The 23,652-nt window shown below is 62.1% G+C and carries 15 protein-coding genes, 2 tRNA genes and 3 rRNA genes; 10 read left to right on the forward strand and 10 right to left on the reverse strand.

The window, feature by feature from the left end; all coding sequences use genetic code 11:
- Positions 1-11: 11 nt before the first annotated feature.
- From trpE to rpe, 3 genes are all read right to left on the reverse strand, one after another.
- The gene (gene trpE, locus CUJ89_RS02545) at positions 12-1,505 is read right to left on the reverse strand and encodes an anthranilate synthase component I (protein WP_114175981.1); all 1,494 of its coding nucleotides are present in this window, start codon (positions 1,503-1,505) and stop codon (positions 12-14) included.
- Positions 1,506-1,863: 358 nt separating this feature from the next.
- A complete protein-coding gene (locus tag CUJ89_RS02550) occupies positions 1,864-2,628 on the reverse strand; it encodes a phosphoglycolate phosphatase (protein WP_114175982.1) in 765 nt (254 codons plus the stop codon).
- A 4-nt stretch (positions 2,629-2,632) separates the two neighbouring features.
- Complete coding sequence (gene rpe, locus CUJ89_RS02555; RefSeq protein WP_114175984.1) at positions 2,633-3,319, reverse strand: ribulose-phosphate 3-epimerase; 687 nt, start codon at positions 3,317-3,319, stop codon at positions 2,633-2,635.
- A 180-nt stretch (positions 3,320-3,499) separates the two neighbouring features.
- On the opposite strand from rpe, the gene apaG reads away from it, so the two are divergent.
- On the forward strand, positions 3,500-3,874 hold the full coding sequence (gene apaG, locus CUJ89_RS02560) for a Co2+/Mg2+ efflux protein ApaG (protein WP_114175986.1): 375 nt from the start codon (positions 3,500-3,502) through the stop codon (positions 3,872-3,874).
- Positions 3,875-3,888: 14 nt separating this feature from the next.
- On the opposite strand, the gene CUJ89_RS38445 is transcribed toward apaG, so the two are convergent.
- Positions 3,889-4,032, reverse strand: coding sequence for a hypothetical protein (locus CUJ89_RS38445; RefSeq protein WP_014898203.1), 144 nt, complete (start codon positions 4,030-4,032; stop codon positions 3,889-3,891).
- A gap of 28 nt (positions 4,033-4,060) precedes the next feature.
- On the opposite strand from CUJ89_RS38445, the gene CUJ89_RS02565 reads away from it, so the two are divergent.
- Positions 4,061-5,185, forward strand: a complete 1,125-nt coding sequence (locus CUJ89_RS02565) for a murein transglycosylase A (RefSeq protein ID WP_236654912.1) — start codon at positions 4,061-4,063, stop codon at positions 5,183-5,185.
- Between the two features lie 248 nt (positions 5,186-5,433).
- On the opposite strand, the gene paaK is transcribed toward CUJ89_RS02565, so the two are convergent.
- The 5 genes from paaK to paaN form a co-directional block, all read right to left on the reverse strand.
- A complete protein-coding gene (gene paaK, locus CUJ89_RS02570) occupies positions 5,434-6,732 on the reverse strand; it encodes a phenylacetate--CoA ligase PaaK (protein WP_114175987.1) in 1,299 nt (432 codons plus the stop codon).
- 38 nt (positions 6,733-6,770) lie between these two features.
- Complete coding sequence (paaI, locus tag CUJ89_RS02575; protein WP_114175988.1) at positions 6,771-7,223, reverse strand: hydroxyphenylacetyl-CoA thioesterase PaaI; 453 nt, start codon at positions 7,221-7,223, stop codon at positions 6,771-6,773.
- A gap of 1 nt (position 7,224) precedes the next feature.
- On the reverse strand, positions 7,225-8,016 hold the full coding sequence (gene paaG / locus CUJ89_RS02580) for a 2-(1,2-epoxy-1,2-dihydrophenyl)acetyl-CoA isomerase PaaG (protein ID WP_114175990.1): 792 nt from the start codon (positions 8,014-8,016) through the stop codon (positions 7,225-7,227).
- A 45-nt stretch (positions 8,017-8,061) separates the two neighbouring features.
- A complete protein-coding gene (gene pcaF / locus CUJ89_RS02585) occupies positions 8,062-9,264 on the reverse strand; it encodes a 3-oxoadipyl-CoA thiolase (RefSeq protein ID WP_114178463.1) in 1,203 nt (400 codons plus the stop codon).
- Positions 9,265-9,351: 87 nt separating this feature from the next.
- Positions 9,352-11,058 carry a phenylacetic acid degradation protein PaaN gene (gene paaN, locus CUJ89_RS02590; protein WP_114175992.1) on the reverse strand — a complete coding sequence of 569 codons (1,707 nt, stop codon included), beginning with the start codon at positions 11,056-11,058 and terminating at the stop codon, positions 9,352-9,354.
- A gap of 129 nt (positions 11,059-11,187) precedes the next feature.
- Here paaN and CUJ89_RS02595 point away from each other — a divergent pair, with 129 nt between their 5' ends.
- The 8 genes from CUJ89_RS02595 (at position 11,188) to CUJ89_RS02640 (ending at position 22,115) form a co-directional block, all read left to right on the forward strand.
- Positions 11,188-11,964 carry an enoyl-CoA hydratase gene (locus tag CUJ89_RS02595; protein WP_114175993.1) on the forward strand — a complete coding sequence of 259 codons (777 nt, stop codon included), beginning with the start codon at positions 11,188-11,190 and terminating at the stop codon, positions 11,962-11,964.
- Between the two features lie 568 nt (positions 11,965-12,532).
- Positions 12,533-14,065 (forward strand): 16S ribosomal RNA (locus CUJ89_RS02605).
- Positions 14,066-14,127: 62 nt separating this feature from the next.
- Positions 14,128-14,204, forward strand: a tRNA-Ile gene (locus tag CUJ89_RS02610).
- Between the two features lie 39 nt (positions 14,205-14,243).
- Positions 14,244-14,319, forward strand: a tRNA-Ala gene (locus CUJ89_RS02615).
- Positions 14,320-14,605: 286 nt separating this feature from the next.
- Positions 14,606-17,487, forward strand: a 23S ribosomal RNA gene (locus tag CUJ89_RS02620).
- 183 nt (positions 17,488-17,670) lie between these two features.
- A 5S ribosomal RNA gene (rrf, locus tag CUJ89_RS02630) occupies positions 17,671-17,783 on the forward strand.
- The 16S, 23S and 5S rRNA genes sit together here with 2 tRNA genes alongside, the layout of an rRNA operon.
- A 446-nt stretch (positions 17,784-18,229) precedes the next feature.
- Entirely contained in the window at positions 18,230-20,305 is a 2,076-nt protein-coding gene (locus CUJ89_RS02635; RefSeq protein ID WP_114175994.1) for a molybdopterin-dependent oxidoreductase, read from the forward strand.
- 136 nt (positions 20,306-20,441) lie between these two features.
- A complete protein-coding gene (locus CUJ89_RS02640; protein ID WP_114175995.1) occupies positions 20,442-22,115 on the forward strand; it encodes a long-chain fatty acid--CoA ligase in 1,674 nt (557 codons plus the stop codon).
- A 251-nt stretch (positions 22,116-22,366) separates the two neighbouring features.
- On the opposite strand, the gene CUJ89_RS02650 is transcribed toward CUJ89_RS02640, so the two are convergent.
- Positions 22,367-23,524 carry a porin gene (locus tag CUJ89_RS02650; protein ID WP_114175997.1) on the reverse strand — a complete coding sequence of 386 codons (1,158 nt, stop codon included), beginning with the start codon at positions 23,522-23,524 and terminating at the stop codon, positions 22,367-22,369.
- Positions 23,525-23,652 lie beyond the last annotated feature (128 nt).

Genomic DNA, 23,652 nt, shown 5'->3' on the forward strand with positions numbered 1-23,652 from the left:
TCAGTCTCCGGTCAGAAGTCGCTGTCGAGGCCGTCTTGGACCTGTTCGGCCGCACGCAGCACCGCGCGCGCCTTGTTCTCGGTCTCTTGCCATTCGGATTCGGGCACCGAATCCGCGACGACGCCGGCCGCCGCTTGCACGTACAGGTTGCCGTTGTGGATCAGGCCCGTGCGGATCGCGATCGCGAGATCCATCTCGCCCGAGAACGACAGGTAGCCGACGGCGCCGCCGTACAGCCCGCGCTTGATCGGCTCGAGCTCGTCGATCAGCTCCATCGCACGCACCTTCGGCGCGCCGGACAGCGTGCCGGCCGGGAACGTCGCACGCAGCACGTCGTAGTTCGTCATGCCGGGCTTCAGCTTGCCTTCGACCGAACTGACGATGTGCTGCACGTGCGAGTACTTCTCGATCACCATCTTGTCGGTCACCTGCACCGAGCCGATTTCCGCGATGCGGCCGACGTCGTTGCGCGCGAGGTCGATCAGCATCACGTGCTCGGCGATCTCCTTCGGATCGTTGAGCAGTTCGGTCGCGAGTTCAGCATCGCGCTCGGGCGTGTTGCCGCGCGGGCGCGTGCCGGCGAGCGGGCGGATCGTGACGATCTGGTCTTCGCCGCGCTTTTCCTGGCGAACGAGGATTTCCGGCGATGCACCGACCACGTGGAAATCGCCGAAGTTGTAGTAGTACATGTACGGCGACGGATTCAGCGAACGCAGCGCGCGATACAGCGACAGCGGATTGTCGCGGTACGGCTTCGTCAGCCGCTGGCCGACCTGGATCTGCATCAGTTCGCCGGCCGCGATGTATTCCTTCGCCTGGCGCACGGCGGCCAGATAGTCTTCCTTCTTGAACTCGCGGAACGTTTCGGTGCGCACGCTCGCCGATGTGACGGGCGGCTGCACGGTCGTGCGCAGGCGCTGCTTCAGTTCGCGCAGGCGCTGTTTCGCCTTCGCGTAGGCCTCGGGCTGGCCCGGGTCCGCGTAGGTGATCAGGTACAGCTTGCCGGCGAGGTTGTCGATCACCGCGACTTCCTCGGTCAGCAGCAACTGGATGTCGGGCAGGCCGAGATCGTCGCGCGGCGCGGTGTTCGCGAGCTTCTTCTCGATGTAGCGAACCGCGTCGTAGCCGAAATAGCCGGCGAGGCCGCCGCAGAAGCGCGGCAGGCCCGGGCGCTGCGCAACCTTGAAGCGCGCCTGGAACGATTCGATGAATTCGAACGGGTCGCCGTCATGCGTCTCGACGACCTGGCCGTCGCGCACGACTTCCGACACACCGTTGCGGGTGCGTACGAGCGTGCGTGCGGGCAGGCCGATGAACGAATAGCGGCCGAAGCGTTCGCCGCCGACCACCGATTCGAGCAGGAACGAGTTGGCGCCCGCACGTTCGGGCTGGGCCAGCTTCAGGTAGAGGGACAGCGGCGTTTCGAGATCGGCGAGGGCTTCCGCGATCAGCGGGATGCGGTTGTAGCCTTCGTTCGCGAGCGATTGGAATTCGAGTTCGGTCATGTTCCGGTCCTGTTCGGGACGAGCGGCGGCGTGCGCCAGGGATCACTTGACGCTGCGCGGGCTGCCGTCGGCGAACGGGCGGTCGATCGAGAAGTGCCTGTTGCCGGCCGGCACTCCGGGCGTGAACGTCGCGAGCCTGCGGCCGACCCTGAACGCAAGCGTTCGGGCGCGGTGGAACTCGAGGTGGTGCGACGATCGGCGCGCGGATGCGCAGCGAGATAAAAAACGGCGCTGAAGACGTGCTTCAGCGTACCTCATCGAAGAGGTTAGCGCGACCAGCGACGCCAGGGCCAGGCTCCCCGGTCGATGCTGCTCAGACTCCGTTTTTTATTCAGAAACATGCGGATGGAAGAAATAATCAGAGGGTTGGCCGGCCGGCGTTGTGCGCGGTGATCGCGCGAGCTGCGACCAGCAACGAATCGACTATACCATCCGAATTTATCGTTTGTATAGCTTTGCCGTGGTTGTAGCCGTACGGCACCGTTAGCGTCGCCATCCCGGCCGCGCGGCCCGCCAGCGCATCGTTTTCCGAGTCGCCGATCGCGACCGCCGTATCCGGCGCGACGCCGAGCGCATCGCAGGCCGTCAGCATCGGCAGCGGATCGGGCTTCTTGCGCGCGACGCTGTCGCCGCCGAGCACGATGCCGAAGCAATCGGCCAGCCCGTATTGCTCGAGCAGTTCGACCGCGAAGCGGTGCGGCTTGTTCGTCACGCACGCGAGCCGGATGCCGGCCGCGCGCAGCGCGTCGAGACCGGCGGCCACATCCGGATAGAGGCGCGTATGGCGGCCGTTGATCTTCGCGTATTCGGTCTGGTAGATCGCCAGCGCGTCGTCGAAGCGCGCGTGTGCTTCGACGGCCGTGAAGCGCGGCTTCAGCACGCTCTGGATCAGGTGTTCGGAGCCCTTGCCGACGTAGCCGATCACCTCGTCGCGCGACGTGGCCGGCGCGTCGAGCTGCGCGAGCATTCCGTTCAGGCCGGCCGTGAAATCGTCGGCCGTGTCGACCATCGTGCCGTCGAGATCGATCAGCGCCGCGTCGATGCGCGGCGCGGCGAAGCGGATCGGGGCGGCGTCCGTTGCGGCCCCGGCCGGCGCGTGCCAGGCGAGCGACGATTCGGCCACGGCGTCAGCTCCGCTCGACGGTGGCGAGCGCGGCGCGCATCTCGTCGATCACCTTGCGGTAGTCGGGCTTGCCGAAGATCGCCGAACCCGCGACGAAGGTGTCGGCCCCGGCCGCCGCGATTTCCGCGATGTTGTCGGTCTTCACGCCGCCGTCGACCTCGAGCAGGATCTCGCGGCCCGTGCGCTCGGTGTACGCGTCGATGCGTGCGCGCGTTTCGCGCAGCTTGTTCAGCGTTTCCGGAATGAACGACTGGCCGCCGAAGCCGGGGTTGACCGACATCAGCAGCACGAAATCGAGGCGGTCCATCACGTGGTCGAGGTAGTTCAGCGGCGTAGCCGGGTTGAACACGAGGCCGGCCTTGCAGCCGTGGTCGCGGATCAGCGACAGCGTGCGGTCGATGTGATCGGAGCCTTCCGGGTGGAAGCTGATCAGGTTCGCACCGGCCTTCGCGAAATCGGGCACGATCCGGTCGACCGGGCGCACCATCAGGTGCACGTCGATCGGCACCTGCACGTGTGGGCGGATCGCTTCACACACGAGCGGTCCGATCGTCAGGTTCGGCACATAATGGTTGTCCATCACGTCGAAGTGGATCCAGTCGGCGCCGGCGGCGACCACGTTGCGGACTTCTTCGCCGAGCCGTGCGAAATCGGCCGACAGGATGCTGGGAGCGATGCGGAATTGGGTCATGGCAGGGGAGCGGGGGCGTTGCGGCGCAAAACCGACATTCTACCGCCCGGCGGCCGGCGCGCGGGCGGCGGGCCGTGCGGTTGCAGCCCGATTCCGCATAGAATGCCGAACCAAAGCGGCGCGTCCGCGGCCCCGTCGCCCACGCCGGCACGGACAGTCTCACCCTCCAGTGGAAACACCATGAGTCAGTATCAGTTCACCGTTTCGGTGAAAACCAGCTACTTGCCGGAACAATCCGACCCCGATCAACGTCAATACGCATTCGCGTACACGCTGACGATCCGCAACACGGGACAGGTCGCGGCGCAGCTGATCGCGCGTCACTGGATCATCACGGACAGCGAGAGCCACGTGCAGGAAGTGAAGGGGCTCGGCGTCGTCGGGCACCAGCCGCTGCTGCAGCCTGGCGAGCAGTTCGAATACACGAGCTGGGCCGTGATCGCGACGCCGGTCGGCACGATGCGTGGCGCGTACTTCTGCGTGGCGGAGGACGGCGAGCGCTTCGAGGCGCCGGTCGACGAGTTCGCACTGCACATGCCGCGCACGCTGCATTGAGCGTGCGGAGCGCGTCAGCGCGGCTGGCGGTCGTTGTTGCGTGCGTGCTTCTTTCTGCCCGACGACGTCCACACGACGATGAAGATCAGCAGTGCAAGCGCTACGAAGGCTTCGAGCGCGAAGATGAGCATCGGATATTGGTCGAGAAAATCTGACATGGCGGTTTCCATCAAGAACGGACATTGTATGTGGTTTGGGCCCCGGGTGGCCGGGTGGGTTGCGGCGGCCGCGGCGGCGGCGCTGCTTGCCGCGTGCGGCGGTACGCCGACGCGGACCTCTTCGCTGAAACCGCCGACCGGCGCGGCGATCGTGCCGGGGCAGATCGCCGCGAAGCGGCTCACGCCGGTGGCGTGGCAGCAGGTGCCGGGCTGGCAGGACGATTCGCTGATCGGCGCGGCGGCCGCGCTGCGGCAGAACTGCGTGCGGCTCTCGCGCCAGCCGGCCTGGCAGCGCGCTTGCGCGGCCGTCGACCGGCTCGACGAGCTCGACGTCAGCAGCGCGCGCACGTTCTTCGAAACGTATTTCACGCCGTTCCAGCTCGCAAACACCGACGGGACGCTCGACGGGCTCGTGACCGGCTATTACGAGCCGCTGCTGCATGGGTCGCGCGTGCGCCGCGGCCCGTATCAGTACGCGCTCTATCGCTGGCCGGCCGGTTATCGCGCGGGCGCCGCGCTGCCTGCGCGTGCGCAGCTCGAGCGCGCCGGGATCCTGAACGGCAACGAACTCGTGTGGGTCGACGATCCGATCGAGGCGTTCTTCCTGCAGGTGCAGGGCTCGGGGCGCGTGCTGCTCGACGACGGTTCGGTCATGCGGGTCGGCTTCGGCGGCACCAACAACCAGCCGTATCGCTCGATCGGCAAGTGGTTGCTCGATCGCGGCGAGCTGACGCCCGCGCAGGCGACGATGCAGGGCATCAAGGCGTGGGCGAAGGCGAACCCGAACCGCGTCGACGCATTGCTCGACACGAATCCGCGGTTCGTGTTTTTCCGCGACATGCCGACCAAGGAAGATGCGCCGCACGGCGGTGCGGACGGCCCGATCGGCGCGCTTGGCGTGCCGCTGACGCCGGAGCGCTCGATCGCGGTCGATCCGTCGTCGATCCCGCTCGGCACGCCCGTATTCCTGCAGACCACGCGTCCGCTGACGAATACGCCGATGAATCGGCTCGTGTTCGCGCAGGATACGGGCTCCGCGATCAAGGGCGGCGTGCGGGCCGACTATTTCTGGGGGCTCGGCGACGATGCAGGCGACCAGGCCGGCCGGATGAAGCAGGTCGGCCGGATGTGGCTGCTGTTCCCGAATTCGTGACGTGAGGCGGCGTAGGTTGTCCAGGTGGCTGCCCACGCATGAGTCGCGGCATTCGTCGGCGTGACGGTGCGTCTGGGGTGCATCGGTCTGATCGCGGTGCACCCGTGTGGTTTCAGTTCGTGTGTTGCGCCTGTCGCGTCGAACGACGTGCCGGAACAAAACAGCCTGATCGGCGTTGGCCGGTCGGGCTGTTTCTTATTTGAGCAACGGGATTGCCGCTCCGCGCGGCCGACGCGCAGCGTCTGCCGTCAGCCCTTGCGCTTGTCGATGACGCGGCGCGCCTTGCCGACCGAGCGCTCGATCCCGTTCACGGGCAGCACGTTGATCACGGCCGTCACGCCGATCAGCGACTTGATGTCGTACGCGAGCGCCTGTTTCGCCGCGTGGATCGCCGCCGTATCCGGTGCGGTCTCGGGACAGGGTTCGACGTTGAGTGTCAGCACGTCGAGCGGGCCTTCCTTCGTCAGCACGATCTGATAGTGCGGTGCGAGCGCGTGCTGCTTGAGCAATTGTTCCTCGATTTGCGTCGGGAACACGTTGACCCCGCGCACGATCATCATGTCGTCCGAACGGCCGGTGATCTTTTCCATCCGGCGCATCGTGCGAGCGGTGCCGGGCAACAGGCGCGTGAGGTCGCGTGTCCGGTAGCGGACGATCGGCAGCGCTTCCTTCGTCAGCGACGTGAACACGAGCTCGCCGAGTTCGCCGTCCGGAAGCACTTCGCCGGTTTCAGGATCGATGATTTCCGGATAGAAGTGGTCTTCCCAGATGGTCGGGCCGTCCTTGGTCTCGACGCATTCGGACGCGACGCCGGGGCCCATCACCTCGGACAGCCCGTAGATGTCGACCGCGTCGATGCCCATTCGCTGCTCGATTGCGACGCGCATGTCGTTGGTCCAGGGCTCCGCGCCGAAGATGCCGATGCGCAGCGAGCTCTGCACGGGATCGAGGCCCTGGCGCTCGATTTCGTCGGCGATCGACAGCATGTAGCTCGGCGTCACCATGATGATGTCAGGCCGGAAATCCTGGATCAGCTGTACCTGCTTCTCGGTCTGGCCGCCGCCGAACGGGATCACGGTCAGTCCTGCGCGTTCGGCGCCGTAGTGTGCGCCGAGTCCGCCCGTGAACAAGCCATAGCCGTAGCTGATGTGCACCTTGTCGCCGCGGCGTGCACCGGCGGCGCGGATCGAGCGCGCGACGAGATTCGCCCACGTGTCGATGTCGGCTGCCGTATAGCCGACGACCGTCGGCTTGCCGGTTGTGCCCGATGACGCATGGATGCGCGAGATCTGGTCCTGCGGCACCGCGAACATCCCGAACGGGTAACTGTCGCGCAGGTCGCCCTTGGTCGTGAACGGGAAGCGCGACAGGTCGGCGAGCGTCTTCAGGTCGTCGGGATGTACGCCCGCGTCGTCGAACTTGCGACGATAGACGGGAGAGTGGTCATACGCATGCCGGAGCGACCACTTGAGGCGTTCGAGCTGCAGCGCGGTCAGCTCGTCGCGTGAGGCGGTCTCGATCGGCTCGAGCGGTAGCGGGGTAGTCATGCATGTCTCCAGTGTTTGTTATGTGCGAGCCGTCGATGTCAGCGGTCTTCCGGAATGACCGTGCCCTTGATCTGGGCGGATTTGCCGCGAAACATCGCGACCGTTTCGCCTGTCTGGTTCGTGACGCGGATGTCGTAGATGCCGTGGCGGCCGGCGCGCGCCTGTTCGATTGCCTCGGCCGTCAACATGTCGTCGCCGTGCACGGGGCGCAGGAATTCGATCGAGCAGCCGGCCGCGACCGTGTTCAGGTTGTACGAGTTGCACGCGAACGCGAACGTCGAATCGGCGAGCGTGAAGATGATCCCGCCATGGCAGGTCTGATGCCCGTTCAGGAATTCGGGCCGCACGCGCATCTGCAGGCGTGCGTAGCCGGCGCGTACTTCTGCGATTTCCATTCCGAATGCGCGACTGCATGCATCTGCGTCGTACATGGCCTGCGCAGTGGCGCGGGCGAGCGAATCGGGGTCGAGCGTGGCGGTGGCGTTCGTCATGTCAACGCCCCTCGAAGCGCGGCGCGCGCTTCTCGATGAATGCCTTCACGCCTTCCGCATAGTCGTGCGACTGGCCGAGCTTGCGCTGCAGGTCGCGTTCCAGGTCGAGCTGCTGGTCGAGCGTGTTCGTGACGCTGTCGCGCATCGATTGCTTGATCGACGCGATCGCGAGCGTCGGCTGCTGCGCGAGCTGGGTTGCGAGCTGGCGGGCCGACGCGATGAGTGCGTCGTCGTCGACTGCGCGCCAGATCAGGCCCCATTGCTCGGCCTGTTCGGCGCCGAGCTTGTCGCCGGTCAGCGCGAGCCCCAGCGCGCGTGCCATGCCGACGCGTTGCGGCAGGAACCAGGTGCCGCCCGAATCGGGTACGAGCCCGATCTTGACGAAGGCCTGGATGAAACTGCTCGAGCGTGCGGCGAACACGAGATCGCATGCAAGCGCGAGATTCGCACCGGCGCCGGCGGCCGTGCCGTTGACGGCGGCGATCACCGGAATCGGCAGACGCTGCAGGCGACGGATCAGCGGATTGAAATGCTCGTCGATCAGCGTGCCGAGGTCGGTGGACGCCCCCGGCGTGAAGTCGAGGTCGGCCAGGTCCTGGCCCGCGCAGAAGCCGCGCCCCGCACCCGTCATGATCAGCGCACGTGCGCCGGCCGCTTCGACTTCATCGAGTGCCGACTGCAGTTCGCGATGCATCGCCCGCGTGAAGCTGTTCAACTTGTCGGGGCGGTTGAGGGTGATCGTGGCCACGCGCGCGGCCTGATCGATATCCAGCTGAATCGCCTGATAGGACATGCAGTGTCTCCGTCATGACTTCGTTATAGGCGCGCGGCGCGTCGGTTACACACGTTCGATCGCGAGTGCGATGCCCTGGCCGACGCCGATGCACATCGTACAGAGCGCAAAGCGGCCGCCCGTACGCTCGAGTTGATGGAGCGCCGTGGTTACGAGCCGGGCGCCCGATGCGCCGAGCGGATGGCCGAGCGCGATCGCGCCGCCGTTCGGGTTCACGCGCGGATCGTCGTCGGCGACGCCGAGCATGCGCAGCACTGCGAGACCCTGCGACGCAAACGCCTCGTTCAGCTCGATCACGTCGAACTGGTCGATGGTCATGCCGAGCTGGTGCAGCAGTTTCTGCGTGGCCGGCGCGGGGCCGATGCCCATCACGCGCGGCTCGACGCCGGCGGTCGCCATGCCGACGACCCGTGCGCGGCGGTGCAAGCCATACTGGTCGGCCGCCTGTGCATTGGCGAGCAGCAGCGCGCACGCGCCATCGTTGACGCCCGATGCGTTGCCGGCCGTTACCGAACCGTCCGGCCGCACGACGCCCTTCAGTTTCGCGAGCGCTTCGAGCGACGTCTCGCGCGGATGTTCGTCGCGCGACACGATCACCGGATCGCCCTTCTTTTGCGGAATCGTGACTGCGACGATTTCCTCGGCGAGCGTGCCGTCCTGCTGCGCACGCGCGGCCTTCTGCTGGCTGCGCAGCGCGAACAGGTCCTGGTCGGCGCGGCTGATGTTGTAGTCGACCGCGACGTTCTCGGCTGTCTCGGGCATCGAATCGACGCCCCGATGCTGTTTCATCAGCGGATTGACGAAACGCCAGCCGATTGTCGTATCGAAGATGTCGGCCTGGCGCGCGAACGCGCTCGCGGCCTTGCCCATCACGAACGGCGCGCGCGTCATGCTCTCGACGCCGCCCGCGATCATCAGGCGTGCTTCGCCCGCCTTGATCGCGCGTGCGGCCGTGCCGACCGCGTCCATCCCGGAGCCGCACAGCCGGTTCAGCGTCGTGCCCGGAACGGCGGTCGGCAGGCCCGCCAGCAGCGCCGACATGCGCGCGACGTTGCGGTTGTCCTCGCCGGCCTGGTTCGCGCAGCCGTAGATCACGTCGTCGACCGCTGTCCAGTCGACGTTGCGGTTACGCTCGATCAGCGCCTTGAGCGGCACCGCACCGAGGTCGTCGGCGCGGACGTCTTTCAGGGCGCCGCCGTAGCGGCCGATGGGGGTGCGAATCGCATCGCAGATGTAGGCGTCTGTCATGGGCGTATCGATGAGCAACGAACCCGCCGGGTGGCGGATTCGTTCATGGTAGAGAACATGGCGGCGTTTGCACGTCGGCCATTCGGGTTATGCTGGTTGGACAGCTTCCGCAGGGGCCGCCTTCGGGGCAACATGGACACGGCTCTGCACCACACGGAACCGGTTGGCGACGAACGCCGGGTCGGCCAGCGCCGCGTTGGCTGCCGGGTTCGCACCCGTGCCGTGGAAATCGGAGAACGCGGCCGACTGGTTGACGAACACGCCGCCCGTCAGGTTGATCGACAGCGCGACCCCGCCGCGCACCGCTGCGTCGTGTGCGGCGTCGACGATTGCGTCGTCGGTGCTGTAGACGGAGAGCGTCAGCGCGCCATGTTCCGCCGCGATTTCGCCGGCGAGATCGAGCGACTGCGCGGTCGAATCGGTCGCGATCACGAACGAGATCGGGCCGAACCACTCCTGCGTGAATTTCTCGCGATCGGCCACGTCGAGTTGCAGCACGAGCGGCGTGCGCACGCGAGCATCGGGGAACGCGGGGTGCTGGAGTACCAGGCTGTCGGCGAGCACGCGGCCGAGCTGGCGGGCGGCGTCGATGCGTGCGGTCACGCCGTCGTTCTGGATTGCGCCGATCAGTTCGACCGAGCGTGCCGGGTCGCCGGTGAGTTTTTGCACCGCAACTGCGATTGCCTGCGCGACTTCGTCGAAGCTCGCATGGCCGTCCGCCGTGCGGATGCCGTCGCGCGGTACGTAGATGTTCTGCGGCGCCGTGCACATCTGGCCGGAGTACAGCGCCAGCGAGAACGCGATGTTCTTGGCTGCGGCCTTCAGGTCGTCGGTCGAGTCGATCACGATCTGGTTGACGCCTGCTTTCTCGGTATAGACCTGTGCCTGGTGGGCATGGCGTTCGAGCCACGTGCCGTTCTGCGTGCTGCCGGTGAAGTCGATCAGCTTGATCTCGGGGCGCAGCGCGAGGTCCTGAACGAGTGCGCCGTCGTTGGGTTCGGTCGCGAGGAGCGTGACGACGTTCGGATCGAACCCGGCTTCGCGCAGTACGTCGCGAGCGATCCGGACCGTGATCGCGAGCGGCAGGATCGCGCCCGGATGCGGTTTGACGATCACGGTGTTACCGGTTGCCAGATCGGCGAACAGGCCCGGGTAGCCGTTCCAGGTCGGGAATGTGCAGCAGCCGAGCACGAGCCCCGTGCCGCGCGGGACGATCGTGTAGCGCTTGTGCATCGCGAGCGGCGGGTTCTTGCCTTGCGGTTTTTCCCAGTGCGCTTCGGCCGGGATGCGGCGCAGTTCGTCCCATGCATAGGCGACTGCCTCGAGCGCACGATCCTGCGCGTGCGGGCCGCCGGCCTGGAACGCCATCATGAACGCCTGCCCCGTGGTGTGCATCACGCTGTAGGCGATCTCGAAGCTCGCGCGGTTCAGGCGCGCGAGGATTTCGAGGCTGACGCCGATCCAGGCGCTCGGGCCGGCCTCGCGCCACGTGCGCTGCGCGGCGGCCGCGGCGGCGATCAGTGCGTCGGGCGTCGATTTCGGATACCGGATGCCCAGCGCGATGCCGTACGGCGACCGCTCGGCGCCGACCGTTTCGCCGGACGCCGGCTGGTCGAGCGCGAACGTCTTGTCGAGGTGCGACTTGAACGCGGCTTCGCCATCGGCGCTCGCGCTTTCCCCGTACACTTTGGGACTCGGCATTTCGGCGAACGGGCTCCAGTACCCGCGGCTCTCGATGGCGGCGAGTGCGTGCTTCAGCGTGTCTTCGTGCTTCGTGAACAGTGCATGGGTCATGGCGGCAGCCTGATGGACGTTGAGAGGGGGTGGATCGATTAATTAACCGACCGGTTGGTCGGAGAATGGTAGCATCAAACTATTCGCATGTGCGAGGCGTTTCTCATTTCATTGATCGAGGAGAAATAGATGGCTTACGAGAACATCCTGGTGGAGACCCGGGGGCGTGTCGGGCTGGTTACGCTGAACCGTCCGAAGGCGCTGAATGCGCTGAACGATGCGCTGATGGATGAGTTGGGCGACGCATTGAAGGCGTTCGACGCGGACGACGGCATTGGCGCGATCGTCGTGACGGGGAGCGAGAAGGCGTTCGCGGCCGGCGCGGACATCGGCATGATGGCGACCTACTCCTATATGGATGTTTACCGGGGCGACTACATCACGCGCAACTGGGAAACGGTTCGCGAGATTCGCAAGCCGATCATTGCTGCGGTTTCGGGCTTTGCGCTGGGCGGCGGCTGCGAGTTCGCAATGATGTGCGACATCATCTTCGCGGCGGACACGGCCAAGTTCGGCCAGCCGGAAATCAAGCTGGGCATCATGCCGGGCGCGGGCGGCACGCAGCGTCTGCCGCGCGCGGTGTCGAAGGCGAAAGCGATGGACATGTGCCTGACCGCGCGCTTCATGGACGCCGCCGAAGCGGAGCGCGCGGGGCTCGTGTCGCGCGTGCTGCCGGCCGACAAACTACTCGACGAGGCGATTGCCGCCGCGGCGACGATTGCCGAGTTTTCACTGCCGGCCGTCATGATGGTCAAGGAGTCGGTAAACCGCGCGTATGAGACGACGCTGGCCGAAGGCGTCCACTTCGAGCGCCGGTTGTTCCATTCGCTGTTCGCGACCGAAGACCAGAAGGAAGGGATGGCGGCATTCGTCGAGAAACGGAAGCCGGCGTTCAAGAACCGCTGATTGGGCTGCGCCGCGGCAGGTGCCCAGTGACTTGCTGGCATCGCTTGCCTGCATGATCGGCTGACCCATTCTGTTAAGAGCCTCGGTGCGCGTCAGCGCACGGAGGCTTTTTCAAATTAATTTCACAAAGGGGCTTGCGCGAATGTCACGTGCTGCATAGAATCACGCCTCTTTCGCGCTAACGGAAACGCAGTGCGGAAGAGGGGAAGCGAAGTCGGTGGTGTGCAGCGGTTGAGGCACGCGGCTGGCGCAGGAAGATGGACCCCGCAGTCGCAACGAAGCAGTTAAAAAGTTGTTGACGATCTGCGAAACACGGTTCATAATCTCGCTTCTCTGCTGCTGAAAACGCAGCGCTGCTGAGAAGCGAAACGGTTCTCGCAGACATGCTCTTTAAAAATTAACAGCCGATAAGTGTGGGCGCTTGATGGAAGCGAGCTGATCTTCGGATCAGAAAGCGAAAGTATCAAGAGTCTCACACTAAAGTAAGTCAGGTTCATGAAGCAATTCATGTTCCTGTCAGCTTTGAGTGAGCGACCGGTTCTACGGAACCGAAAACAGTAACAGGTTTAAACTGAAGAGTTTGATCCTGGCTCAGATTGAACGCTGGCGGCATGCCTTACACATGCAAGTCGAACGGCAGCACGGGTGCTTGCACCTGGTGGCGAGTGGCGAACGGGTGAGTAATACATCGGAACATGTCCTGTAGTGGGGGATAGCCCGGCGAAAGCCGGATTAATACCGCATACGATCTACGGATGAAAGCGGGGGACCTTCGGGCCTCGCGCTATAGGGTTGGCCGATGGCTGATTAGCTAGTTGGTGGGGTAAAGGCCTACCAAGGCGACGATCAGTAGCTGGTCTGAGAGGACGACCAGCCACACTGGGACTGAGACACGGCCCAGACTCCTACGGGAGGCAGCAGTGGGGAATTTTGGACAATGGGCGAAAGCCTGATCCAGCAATGCCGCGTGTGTGAAGAAGGCCTTCGGGTTGTAAAGCACTTTTGTCCGGAAAGAAAACCTCTGCCCTAATACGGCGGGGGGATGACGGTACCGGAAGAATAAGCACCGGCTAACTACGTGCCAGCAGCCGCGGTAATACGTAGGGTGCGAGCGTTAATCGGAATTACTGGGCGTAAAGCGTGCGCAGGCGGTTTGTTAAGACCGATGTGAAATCCCCGGGCTCAACCTGGGAACTGCATTGGTGACTGGCAAGCTAGAGTATGGCAGAGGGGGGTAGAATTCCACGTGTAGCAGTGAAATGCGTAGAGATGTGGAGGAATACCGATGGCGAAGGCAGCCCCCTGGGCCAATACTGACGCTCATGCACGAAAGCGTGGGGAGCAAACAGGATTAGATACCCTGGTAGTCCACGCCCTAAACGATGTCAACTAGTTGTTGGGGATTCATTTCCTTAGTAACGTAGCTAACGCGTGAAGTTGACCGCCTGGGGAGTACGGTCGCAAGATTAAAACTCAAAGGAATTGACGGGGACCCGCACAAGCGGTGGATGATGTGGATTAATTCGATGCAACGCGAAAAACCTTACCTACCCTTGACATGGTCGGAATCCTGCTGAGAGGTGGGAGTGCTCGAAAGAGAACCGATACACAGGTGCTGCATGGCTGTCGTCAGCTCGTGTCGTGAGATGTTGGGTTAAGTCCCGCAACGAGCGCAACCCTTGTCCTTAGTTGCTACGCAAGAGCACTCTAAGGAGACTGCCGGTGACAAACCGGAGGAAGGTGGGGATGACGTCAAGTCCTCATGGCCCTTATGGGTAGGGCTTCACACGTCATACAATGGTCGGAACAGAGGGTTGCCAACCCGCGAGGGGGAGCTAATCCCAGAAAACCGATCGTAGTCCGGATCGCACTCTGCAACTCGAGTGCGTGAAGCTGGAATCGCTAGTAATCGCGGATCAGCATGCCGCGGTGAATACGTTCCCGGGTCTTGTACACACCGCCCGTCACACCATGGGAGTGGGTTTTACCAGAAGTGGCTAGTCTAACCGCAAGGAGGACGGTCACCACGGTAGGATTCATGACTGGGGTGAAGTCGTAACAAGGTAGCCGTATCGGAAGGTGCGGCTGGATCACCTCCTTTCTAGAGCTATCTCGCGAAGTTGAGCGCTCACGCTTATCGGCTGTAAATTAGGACAGACTCAGGGGTCTGTAGCTCAGTTGGTTAGAGCACCGTCTTGATAAGGCGGGGGTCGTTGGTTCGAATCCAACCAGACCCACCAAGTTGTCTGGCGTAAGAAACCTGAGGTCTCTGTATATATGGGGGCATAGCTCAGCTGGGAGAGCACCTGCTTTGCAAGCAGGGGGTCGTCGGTTCGATCCCGTCTGCCTCCACCAATCACCAACGCTAAGTGCTTGGTTCAGACACTGAACCGAGAATTTTGCATTGGCGATTGAGCCAGTCAGAGTGATATGAGTGAAAACCATATCGGCTGTCGTTCTTTAACAATCTGGAAGAAGTAAGTAATTTGGATAGCGGAAGCGTCTATGAGATGGACGTGGAAGTTATCCGGGTTGTGATTGTATCGATGTATCTCAAGATGATTCGAACTTCATGTTCGGCTCAATTGGAATACGGCACAAATGCGAGAACTCAACCTGTAACGAGACAGACTCGTTATAGGGTCAAGCGAACAAGTGCATGTGGTGGATGCCTTGGCGATCACAGGCGATGAAGGACGCGGTAGCCTGCGAAAAGCTACGGGGAGCTGGCAAACGAGCTTTGATCCGTAGATGTCCGAATGGGGAAACCCGGCCCTTTTGGGTCATCCTAGACTGAATACATAGGTCTAGTGAAGCGAACGCGGTGAACTGAAACATCTAAGTAACCGCAGGAAAAGAAATCAACCGAGATTCCCAAAGTAGTGGCGAGCGAAATGGGATGAGCCTTGTACTCTTTATTTGTATTGTTAGCCGAACGCTCTGGAAAGTGCGGCCATAGCGGGTGATAGCCCCGTAGGCGAAAACAGTATGAAAGAACTAAGTGTACGACAAGTAGGGCGGGACACGTGAAATCCTGTCTGAAGATGGGGGGACCATCCTCCAAGGCTAAATACTCGTGATCGACCGATAGTGAACCAGTACCGTGAGGGAAAGGTGAAAAGAACCCCGGGAGGGGAGTGAAATAGATCCTGAAACCGCATGCATACAAACAGTCGGAGCCTCGCAAGGGGTGACGGCGTACCTTTTGTATAATGGGTCAGCGACTTACGTTCAGTAGCAAGCTTAACCGTATAGGGCAGGCGTAGCGAAAGCGAGTCCGAATAGGGCGTTCAGTTGCTGGGCGTAGACCCGAAACCAAGTGATCTATCCATGGCCAGGATGAAGGTGCGGTAACACGTACTGGAGGTCCGAACCCACTAACGTTGAAAAGTTAGGGGATGAGCTGTGGATAGGGGTGAAAGGCTAAACAAACTTGGAAATAGCTGGTTCTCTCCGAAAACTATTTAGGTAGTGCCTCGTGTCTCACCTTCGGGGGTAGAGCACTGTCATGGTTGGGGGGTCCATTGCGGATTACCCCGCCATAGCAAACTCCGAATACCGAAGAGTGCAATCACGGGAGACAGACATCGGGTGCTAACGTCCGGTGTCAAGAGGGAAACAACCCAGACCGCCAGCTAAGGTCCCCAAATATAGCTAAGTGGGAAACGAAGTGGGAAGGCTAAAACAGTCAGGAGGTTGGCTTAGAAGCAGCCACCCTTTAAAGAAAGCGTAATAGCTCACTGATCGAGTCGTCCTGCGCGGAAGATGTAACGGGGCTAAGCTATATACCGAAGCTGCGGATGCGAGCTATGCTCGCATGGTAGGAGAGCGTTCCGTAAGCCTGCGAAGGTGCGTTGAAAAGCGTGCTGGAGGTATCGGAAGTGCGAATGCTGACATGAGTAGCGATAAAGGGGGTGAAAGGCCCCCTCGCCGTAAGCCCAAGGTTTCCTACGCAACGTTCATCGGCGTAGGGTGAGTCGGCCCCTAAGGCGAGGCAGAAATGCGTAGCTGATGGGAAGCAGGTCAATATTCCTGCACCATTGTTAGATGCGATGGGGGGACGGATCGCGGAAGGTTGTCCGGGTGTTGGAAGTCCCGGTCGCTGCATTGGAGAAGGCGCTTAGGCAAATCCGGGCGCGGGATTCAAGGGTGTGGCGCGAGCTCCTTCGGGAGCGAAGCAATTGGAAGTGGTTCCAAGAAAAGCCTCTAAGCTTCAGTCTAACGATGACCGTACCGCAAACCGACACAGGTGGGCGAGATGAGTATTCTAAGGCGCTTGAGAGAACTCGGGAGAAGGAACTCGGCAAATTGGTACCGTAACTTCGGGATAAGGTACGCCCTTGTAGCTTGATGCCCCTGCGGGCAGAGGGTGAAGGGGTTGCAATAAACTGGTGGCTGCGACTGTTTAATAAAAACACAGCACTCTGCAAACACGAAAGTGGACGTATAGGGTGTGACGCCTGCCCGGTGCCGGAAGATTAAATGATGGGGTGCAAGCTCTTGATTGAAGTCCCGGTAAACGGCGGCCGTAACTATAACGGTCCTAAGGTAGCGAAATTCCTTGTCGGGTAAGTTCCGACCTGCACGAATGGCGTAACGATGGCCACACTGTCTCCTCCCGAGACTCAGCGAAGTTGAAGTGTTTGTGATGATGCAATCTACCCGCGGCTAGACGGAAAGACCCCATGAACCTTTACTGTAGCTTTGCATTGGACTTTGAACCGATCTGTGTAGGATAGGTGGGAGGCTATGAAACCGGAACGCTAGTTTCGGTGGAGCCGTCCTTGAAATACCACCCTGGTTTGTTTGAGGTTCTAACCTTGGCCCGTGATCCGGGTCGGGGACAGTGCATGGTAGGCAGTTTGACTGGGGCGGTCTCCTCCCAAAGCGTAACGGAGGAGTACGAAGGTACGCTAGGTACGGTCGGAAATCGTGCTGATAGTGCAATGGCATAAGCGTGCTTAACTGCGAGACCGACAAGTCGAGCAGGTGCGAAAGCAGGTCATAGTGATCCGGTGGTTCTGTATGGAAGGGCCATCGCTCAACGGATAAAAGGTACTCTGGGGATAACAGGCTGATACCGCCCAAGAGTTCATATCGACGGCGGTGTTTGGCACCTCGATGTCGGCTCATCTCATCCTGGGGCTGTAGCCGGTCCCAAGGGTATGGCTGTTCGCCATTTAAAGAGGTACGTGAGCTGGGTTTAAAACGTCGTGAGACAGTTTGGTCCCTATCTGCCGTGGGCGTTGGATATTTGAAGGGGGCTGCTCCTAGTACGAGAGGACCGGAGTGGACGAACCTCTGGTGTACCGGTTGTCACGCCAGTGGCATCGCCGGGTAGCTATGTTCGGAAGAGATAACCGCTGAAAGCATCTAAGCGGGAAACTCGCCTTGAGATGAGATATCCCTGGGGACTAGATCCCCTTGAAGGGTCGTTCGAGACCAGGACGTTGATAGGTCAGGTGTGTAAGCGCAGTAATGCGTTCAGCTAACTGATACTAATTGCCCGTAAGGCTTGATCCTATAACAAGTCTGTCTCGATAGCCGTTAGCGCTTCAGCGCTTACGGATATCGAGCGTCGAGTGCAAGGCACTCGATGTACGACGGTTGAAGTACCGCGTACGTGTGAGATACAACCTCACAACCCAAAATTACTGCTTCTTCCCAGATTGGTCGCGCTGCGAAGCAACGCGACACCCCTCTTTGCCTGATGACCATAGCGAGTCGGCCCCACCCCTTCCCATCCCGAACAGGACCGTGAAACGACTCTACGCCGATGATAGTGCGGGTTCCCGTGTGAAAGTAGGTAATCGTCAGGCTCCCTAAGCCAGAAACCCCCGCCCGACAAGGCGGGGGTTTTTGCATTTCAGCGGTCGAAATGATAGCCGGGCGGGGGATCGGCTGCCTGACTGGAACTGCCCATGTCACCCCTCCCAAGCGCAATCAATTACGGCCCCGAATTCTCTCAACGGCCGATATCTATTGCGATTCATGGGCTTATTGATCGCATCTTCGATCAAAGCTGCAATTCCCTCCTCCCCGTGCATCGGCAGGCACTGTCACGCGTGATCAGCTTTCCATCGTCGACGACGAATGCAGAGTAGGCAGTGCAAGTCTCTCCCTGCGAAAGACGCACATCGCAACCGAAACTCCCCGCTTCCTCCAATCGATCTTCGGTCCAATAACCCGGGATCCGTACGAAATGAACGCTTTATTCGGTGTGTCCACGTAAAATTTGCGAATCCCCATCCCTGCATTCAAAACGATGAACGCCGCCACACAGATAGCCCGGGCCGTTTGCCCGCATGATTGCCCGGACACGTGCGCAATGCGTGTGACCGTCGAGAACGGCAAGGCGATCAAGGTCACGGGCGATCCCGACCATCCGCCGACGCAAGGCGTGTTGTGCACGAAAGTCAGCCGGTATGCCGATCGGGTTCATCATCCCGATCGCCTCACCGTCCCGCTCAAACGTGTCGGTGCGAAGGGAGAAGGGCGTTTCGTGCCGATTGGCTGGAGCGAAGCGTTCGACGAAATCGGCCGTCGCCTCGGGGAAATCGCGGCGCGTGCACCGGAAGCGATCGTGCCGTACAGCTACGCGGGGACAATGGGGCTCGTGCAGGGCGAGGGCATCGCCCAACGGTTCTTTCACAAGCTCGGCACATCGCGGCTCGAGCGGGCGATCTGCTCGGCGGCCGGAGCAGCAGGGCTGCGTTACACCTATGGCGGGAGCCTCGGTATGCACCTCGAGCATTTCGAGGAAAGCGAGCTGATTCTGATCTGGGGCGCGAACCCGATCGCGTCGAGCCTGCACTTCTGGACACGCGCGCAGGAAGCGAAGCGCCGTGGCGCACGCCTTGTCGCAATCGACCCGTACCGCTCGCTGACAGCGGAGAAATGCCATCAGCACATCGCATTGAAACCGGGTACCGATGGCGCGTTTGCGCTCGGCATGATGCACGTGCTGATTACCGAAGACCTGCTCGATCACGACTACATCGCCAGCCATACGTTCGGCTTCGACGCGCTCAAGGCGCGTGCGCTGTCCTATCCGCCGGAGCGCGTTGCGCAGATCTGCGGCATCGATGCGTCGGAGCTGGTCGACCTTGCGCGTCGTTACGGCGCCACCCGCAAGGCGTCGATCCGTCTCAACTACGGCATGCAGCGCGTCCGCGGCGGCGGCAATGCCGTGCGCGCGATCGCGAGCCTGCCGGCGCTGACGGGGGCATGGCGGGATCGGGCTGGCGGGCTGTTGCTCTCGTCGTCGGAATCCGCACCGGTCAACCAGGCGGCGCTGCTGCGCCCGGATTTGATGCCGGGTTGGCCGCACAAGCTGCCGCGCATCATCAACATGAACGCGATCGGTGACGCGCTGTTGCACCCGGGCGATGCAACCTTCGGGCCGAAGGTCGAAGCGGTGATCGTGTACAACTCGAATCCGGTGGCTGTCGCACCCGATTCTTCGAAGGTCGCCGCGGGGTTCGCGCGCGACGATCTATTTACGGTCGTTCTCGAGCATTTCAAGACAGATACCGCTGATTTCGCCGACATTGTGTTGCCGGCGACCACGCAGCTCGAGCATCTGGACGTCCATAAATCGTACGGCCATACCTACGTGATGGCGAACCTGCCGTCGATTCCTCCAGTGGGAGACGCGCGGCCGAACACGGAGATCTTTCGCGGCATCGCGCGCAGCATGGGGCTCGATGAGCCCGCGCTCTATCACAGCGACGAAGAGGTCGCGCGCGCGGCGCTCCGCTGGGACGATCCGGCGCTCGACAGCGACTGGGACACGCTGAAACGGGTGGGCTGGCTGAAGCTCAAGCTGCCGGAGGCGCCGTTCGCGAACGGCGGTTTCCACACGCCGTCCGGCAAATGCGAGTTCTACAGCCCACGACTCGAGCAGATGGGCATGGACCCCGTTCCCGACTACCTGCCGCCGTTCGAATCGGCCGAGGCCGCACCCGAGCTCGCCGCGCGCTATCCGCTCGCGATGATTTCGCCGCCGGCCCGCCACTTCCTGAACAGCACATTCGTGAACGTCGACAGCCTGCGCACCACGGAAGGCGAGCCGCATCTCGACATGCACCCGTCCGACGCCGATGCGCGCGGCATCGCGGGGGGTGACGTCGTACGCATCTTCAACGACCGCGGATCGACGCAGGCGCTCGCGAGAATTACCGATCGCGCACGTGCAGGGCTCGTTGTCGGGCTGTCGATCTGGTGGAAGAAGCTGTCGCCGGACGGCAGAAACGCGAACGAGGTGACGAGCCAGGCGCTGACCGATCTCGGCAATTCGGCGACGTTTTACGATTGTCTTGTGGAAGTTGAGCGAATTTGATCGAATATCCCCGTATGATCAGACGAATTTCCGCGGAAGTTCGAAGTGGACATCTAACCCTGTTGTCTCGGGACGGGCGAGCCGTTACGATGCGTTTTAGCACGATCATTCGAAAATATGTGAGGAGACGCGCAGTATGGACAAAATTTGGCTGAAATCGTACCCACCCGGCGTTCCAGCCGAAATTGACGCGTCTCCTTATCCCTCTGTCCCGGATCTGCTCGACGAAAGCTTCAGGCAGTATCGCGACCGCACGGCGTTCGTCTGCATGGGCAAGGGCATCACGTATGGTGAACTCGACAAGCTGTCGCGCCAGTTCGGCGCGTGGCTGCAGTCCCGCGGCCTGGCGCGCGGTGCGCGCGTCGCGATCATGATGCCGAACGTGCTGCAGTATCCCGTAGCGATCGTCGCAGTACTGCGCGCCGGCTACACCGTCGTTAACGTCAACCCGCTCTATACGCCGCGCGAGCTTGAGCATCAGCTGAAAGACAGCGGCGCGGAGGCGATCGTCATCCTCGAGAATTTCGCGTCGACGCTGCAGGCTGTCATCGCCAAGACGGCCGTCAAGCATGTCGTCGTCGCATCGATGGGCGACCTGCTGGGCGTCAAGGGGTGGCTCGTCAATTACGTCGTGCGCAACGTGAAGAAGATGGTGCCTGCGTGGCAACTGCCGTCGTTCACGCGCTTCAAGGCCGCGCTGTCGGAAGGTGCGCGGGAGGCGTTCAAGCCGCTGAAGATCGGCCCCGACGACGTCGCGTTCCTGCAATACACGGGCGGTACGACCGGCGTGGCGAAGGGCGCGACGCTACTGCACCGGAACATCGTGTCGAACGTGCTGCAGGCCGGCGCCTGGCACCATCCGGCTCATGAGAAGTACCCGGAGGTGAAACAGTTCGTGACGGTTGTCGCGCTGCCGCTGTATCACGTGTTCGCGCTGACGGTCTGTGGTTTCCTGACGATGCGTACGGGCGGCATGGGCATCCTGATTCCGAACCCGCGCGACATCGCCGGCATGATCAAGGAGTTGAAGGGCTATCAGATCTCGACGATTCCGGCTGTCAACACGCTGTACAACGCGCTGCTCAACCATCCCGAATTCAATCAGCTCGACCTGTCGAAGCTCGTGATCGCCAACGGCGGCGGCATGGCGATCCAGGAAGGCGTCGCGAAGCGCTGGTATGAGAAGACCCGTACCGCGATCATCGAAGGATACGGGCTGTCCGAAACGTCGCCGGTGGCAACCTGCAACCCCGTCACGGCGACCGAATACAGCGGGACGATCGGCCTGCCGCTGCCGTCGACCGAAGTGGCGATTCGCGACGACGCCGGCAACGACGTTGCGCTCGGCGAGCCTGGCGAGATCTGCATCCGCGGGCCGCAGGTGATGGCCGGCTACTGGAACCGGCCGGACGAGACCGCGAAGGTCATGTTCCCGGACGGCTTCTTCAAGACGGGCGACGTCGGCGTGATGGATGCACGCGGTTACGTGAAGATCGTCGACCGGAAGAAGGACATGATTCTCGTCTCCGGCTTCAACGTGTATCCGAACGAAGTCGAGGACGTGGTGGCGTCGCATCCGGGCGTGTTCGAGGTGGCGGCGGTCGGCGTGCCGGACGAGCATTCCGGCGAAGCCGTGAAGCTGTTTGTCGTGAAGAAGGACCCGGCGCTCACCGACAAGGACATCCTTGCGTACTGCAAGGAGCGGCTCACCGGGTACAAGCGGCCGAAACTGGTCGAGTTCCGCACTGAACTGCCGAAAACGAACGTCGGCAAGATCCTGCGGCGCGAGTTGCGCGACGGACGCGCGTAACGGTGTGGTTGAGCGGAACGGAAGCCCGGCTTATGCCGGGCTTTTTGTTTGCGGCGCGGATCGGGAGCGTCTGTTTTCCGGGCAGGCCGGTGGCGGGCCGTGCGTCTCGACGCAGCGGACGGACGCGGGGCCCGGGCGGCGACTGCTTCGTGACCGGCCGATTCTCCGCGCTCCGGCTTTGCCGTCGCACCGGAAAAGAAAAAGGCGCCCGAAGGCGCCTTCAATATGCTGCGGCTTGCCAGGCAAGCTGATTAGAACTTGTGACGGATGCCGACGCGTGCTGCGACCTGGTTGCTGGTGCTCGACCCTGCGAGACCGTTGATCGCTGCCTTTGCCTGAACGACGTTGCCGTTCGCGTCGAGCGCGTTGCCCGATGCGTGCTGGTACACGCCGATCACATAGACGTCGGTGCGCTTCGACAGGAAGTAGTCGACGCCCAGCGAGCCCTGGTGGTACTTGGCTGCGGAGTTGCCGTCGATCTTGCTGCCTTGCGTGTAGTCGTATGCTGCGCCGAGAATCAGCGCCGGGGTCAGCTGATACTTGAAGTTGATTTCGCCGTTGTTGAACGTCGCGGTCTGGTTCACGAACGGACCGACCGAGAAGCCCTTGAACTTCGTGTTCGAGTACGTTGCGCCGATCGTCGCTGCACCGAACGTGTATGCACCGCCCGCACCGATGACCTGGTACGTGTTCGCGTTGTTCGCGTACGCGCCGTAGACCGGCGACGTGACAGCCGTCGTTGCAGCCGTCGAACCGTTGTTGAACATGCCGCCGAAGTTGCCCGGCGTACGTGCGTTCAGGTAGCCGACGCCGAGCACCAGCGGGCCGTTGTTATAGCCTGCGCCGAGCGACCAGATCTGGTTCTTCGAGAACTGGCCTGCCTGACCGCCGAAGCTGTACAAGCCGCCGAACGAGAAGCCGCCGAAGGACTGGCTCGTGAACTTGACCGCGTTGTTCACGCGATAGGCGTTGTTGAAGTTGTCGAGGTCGCCCGGGTGAGCGGCGATGTAGCCGCCCCACTGGTCACCAGCCTCGAGCGGGCCGACGAAGTCGACGACGGAGTCGTACTGACGACCCAGCGTGACCGTGCCGAACTGGCTTGACAGGCCGACGTAAGCCTGACGGCCGAACATCAGGCCACCCTGGCCGAGCTTGCCGTTGTTCACGTCAAAACCGTTTTCGAGGGTGAAGATCGCCTTCAGGCCGCCACCGAGGTCTTCGGTGCCGCGCAGACCGAAGCGGCTGCCTTGCATCACGCCGCTGGCCATGCTGTACAGGTGCTTGCCGCCCGCGTTGTTGTTGAAGAGCAGGCCTTCATCGATGATGCCGTAGAGCGTCACGCTGCTTTGCGCATGGGCTGCGCCAGCAAACGCGCCCAGCGCGACGAGCGCGAGAAGCGACTTTTTCATTAACGGATCTCCAAAAATCACTGAATTTTTCTGGCGGGGCGGATAGTTATGTTCTGTTGACGGGCCCCCTCAACTTCGCAAGAAGTCGGACGTAATGTAGCAAAACCGTTTTTTGCCACAAAGCGAAA

The organism is Burkholderia pyrrocinia, assembly GCF_003330765.1.
Lineage (GTDB): Bacteria > Pseudomonadota > Gammaproteobacteria > Burkholderiales > Burkholderiaceae > Burkholderia > Burkholderia pyrrocinia_B.

Excerpts from the sequence above, each read along its gene's own strand:
- trpE (WP_114175981.1), bottom strand. The coding sequence starts at position 1,505 with ATGACCGAACTCGAATTCCAATCGCTCGCGAACGAAGGCTACAACCGC.
- rpe (WP_114175984.1), bottom strand. The coding sequence starts at position 3,319 with ATGACCCAATTCCGCATCGCTCCCAGCATCCTGTCGGCCGATTTCGCA.
- apaG (WP_114175986.1), top strand. The coding sequence starts at position 3,500 with ATGAGTCAGTATCAGTTCACCGTTTCGGTGAAAACCAGCTACTTGCCG.
- CUJ89_RS38445 (WP_014898203.1), bottom strand. The coding sequence starts at position 4,032 with ATGTCAGATTTTCTCGACCAATATCCGATGCTCATCTTCGCGCTCGAA.
- CUJ89_RS02565 (WP_236654912.1), top strand. The coding sequence starts at position 4,061 with ATGTGGTTTGGGCCCCGGGTGGCCGGGTGGGTTGCGGCGGCCGCGGCG.
- paaK (WP_114175987.1), bottom strand. The coding sequence starts at position 6,732 with ATGACTACCCCGCTACCGCTCGAGCCGATCGAGACCGCCTCACGCGAC.
- paaI (WP_114175988.1), bottom strand. The coding sequence starts at position 7,223 with ATGACGAACGCCACCGCCACGCTCGACCCCGATTCGCTCGCCCGCGCC.
- paaG (WP_114175990.1), bottom strand. The coding sequence starts at position 8,016 with ATGTCCTATCAGGCGATTCAGCTGGATATCGATCAGGCCGCGCGCGTG.
- pcaF (WP_114178463.1), bottom strand. The coding sequence starts at position 9,264 with ATGACAGACGCCTACATCTGCGATGCGATTCGCACCCCCATCGGCCGC.
- paaN (WP_114175992.1), bottom strand. The coding sequence starts at position 11,058 with ATGACCCATGCACTGTTCACGAAGCACGAAGACACGCTGAAGCACGCA.
- CUJ89_RS02595 (WP_114175993.1), top strand. The coding sequence starts at position 11,188 with ATGGCTTACGAGAACATCCTGGTGGAGACCCGGGGGCGTGTCGGGCTG.
- CUJ89_RS02635 (WP_114175994.1), top strand. The coding sequence starts at position 18,230 with ATGAACGCCGCCACACAGATAGCCCGGGCCGTTTGCCCGCATGATTGC.
- CUJ89_RS02640 (WP_114175995.1), top strand. The coding sequence starts at position 20,442 with ATGGACAAAATTTGGCTGAAATCGTACCCACCCGGCGTTCCAGCCGAA.
- CUJ89_RS02650 (WP_114175997.1), bottom strand. The coding sequence starts at position 23,524 with ATGAAAAAGTCGCTTCTCGCGCTCGTCGCGCTGGGCGCGTTTGCTGGC.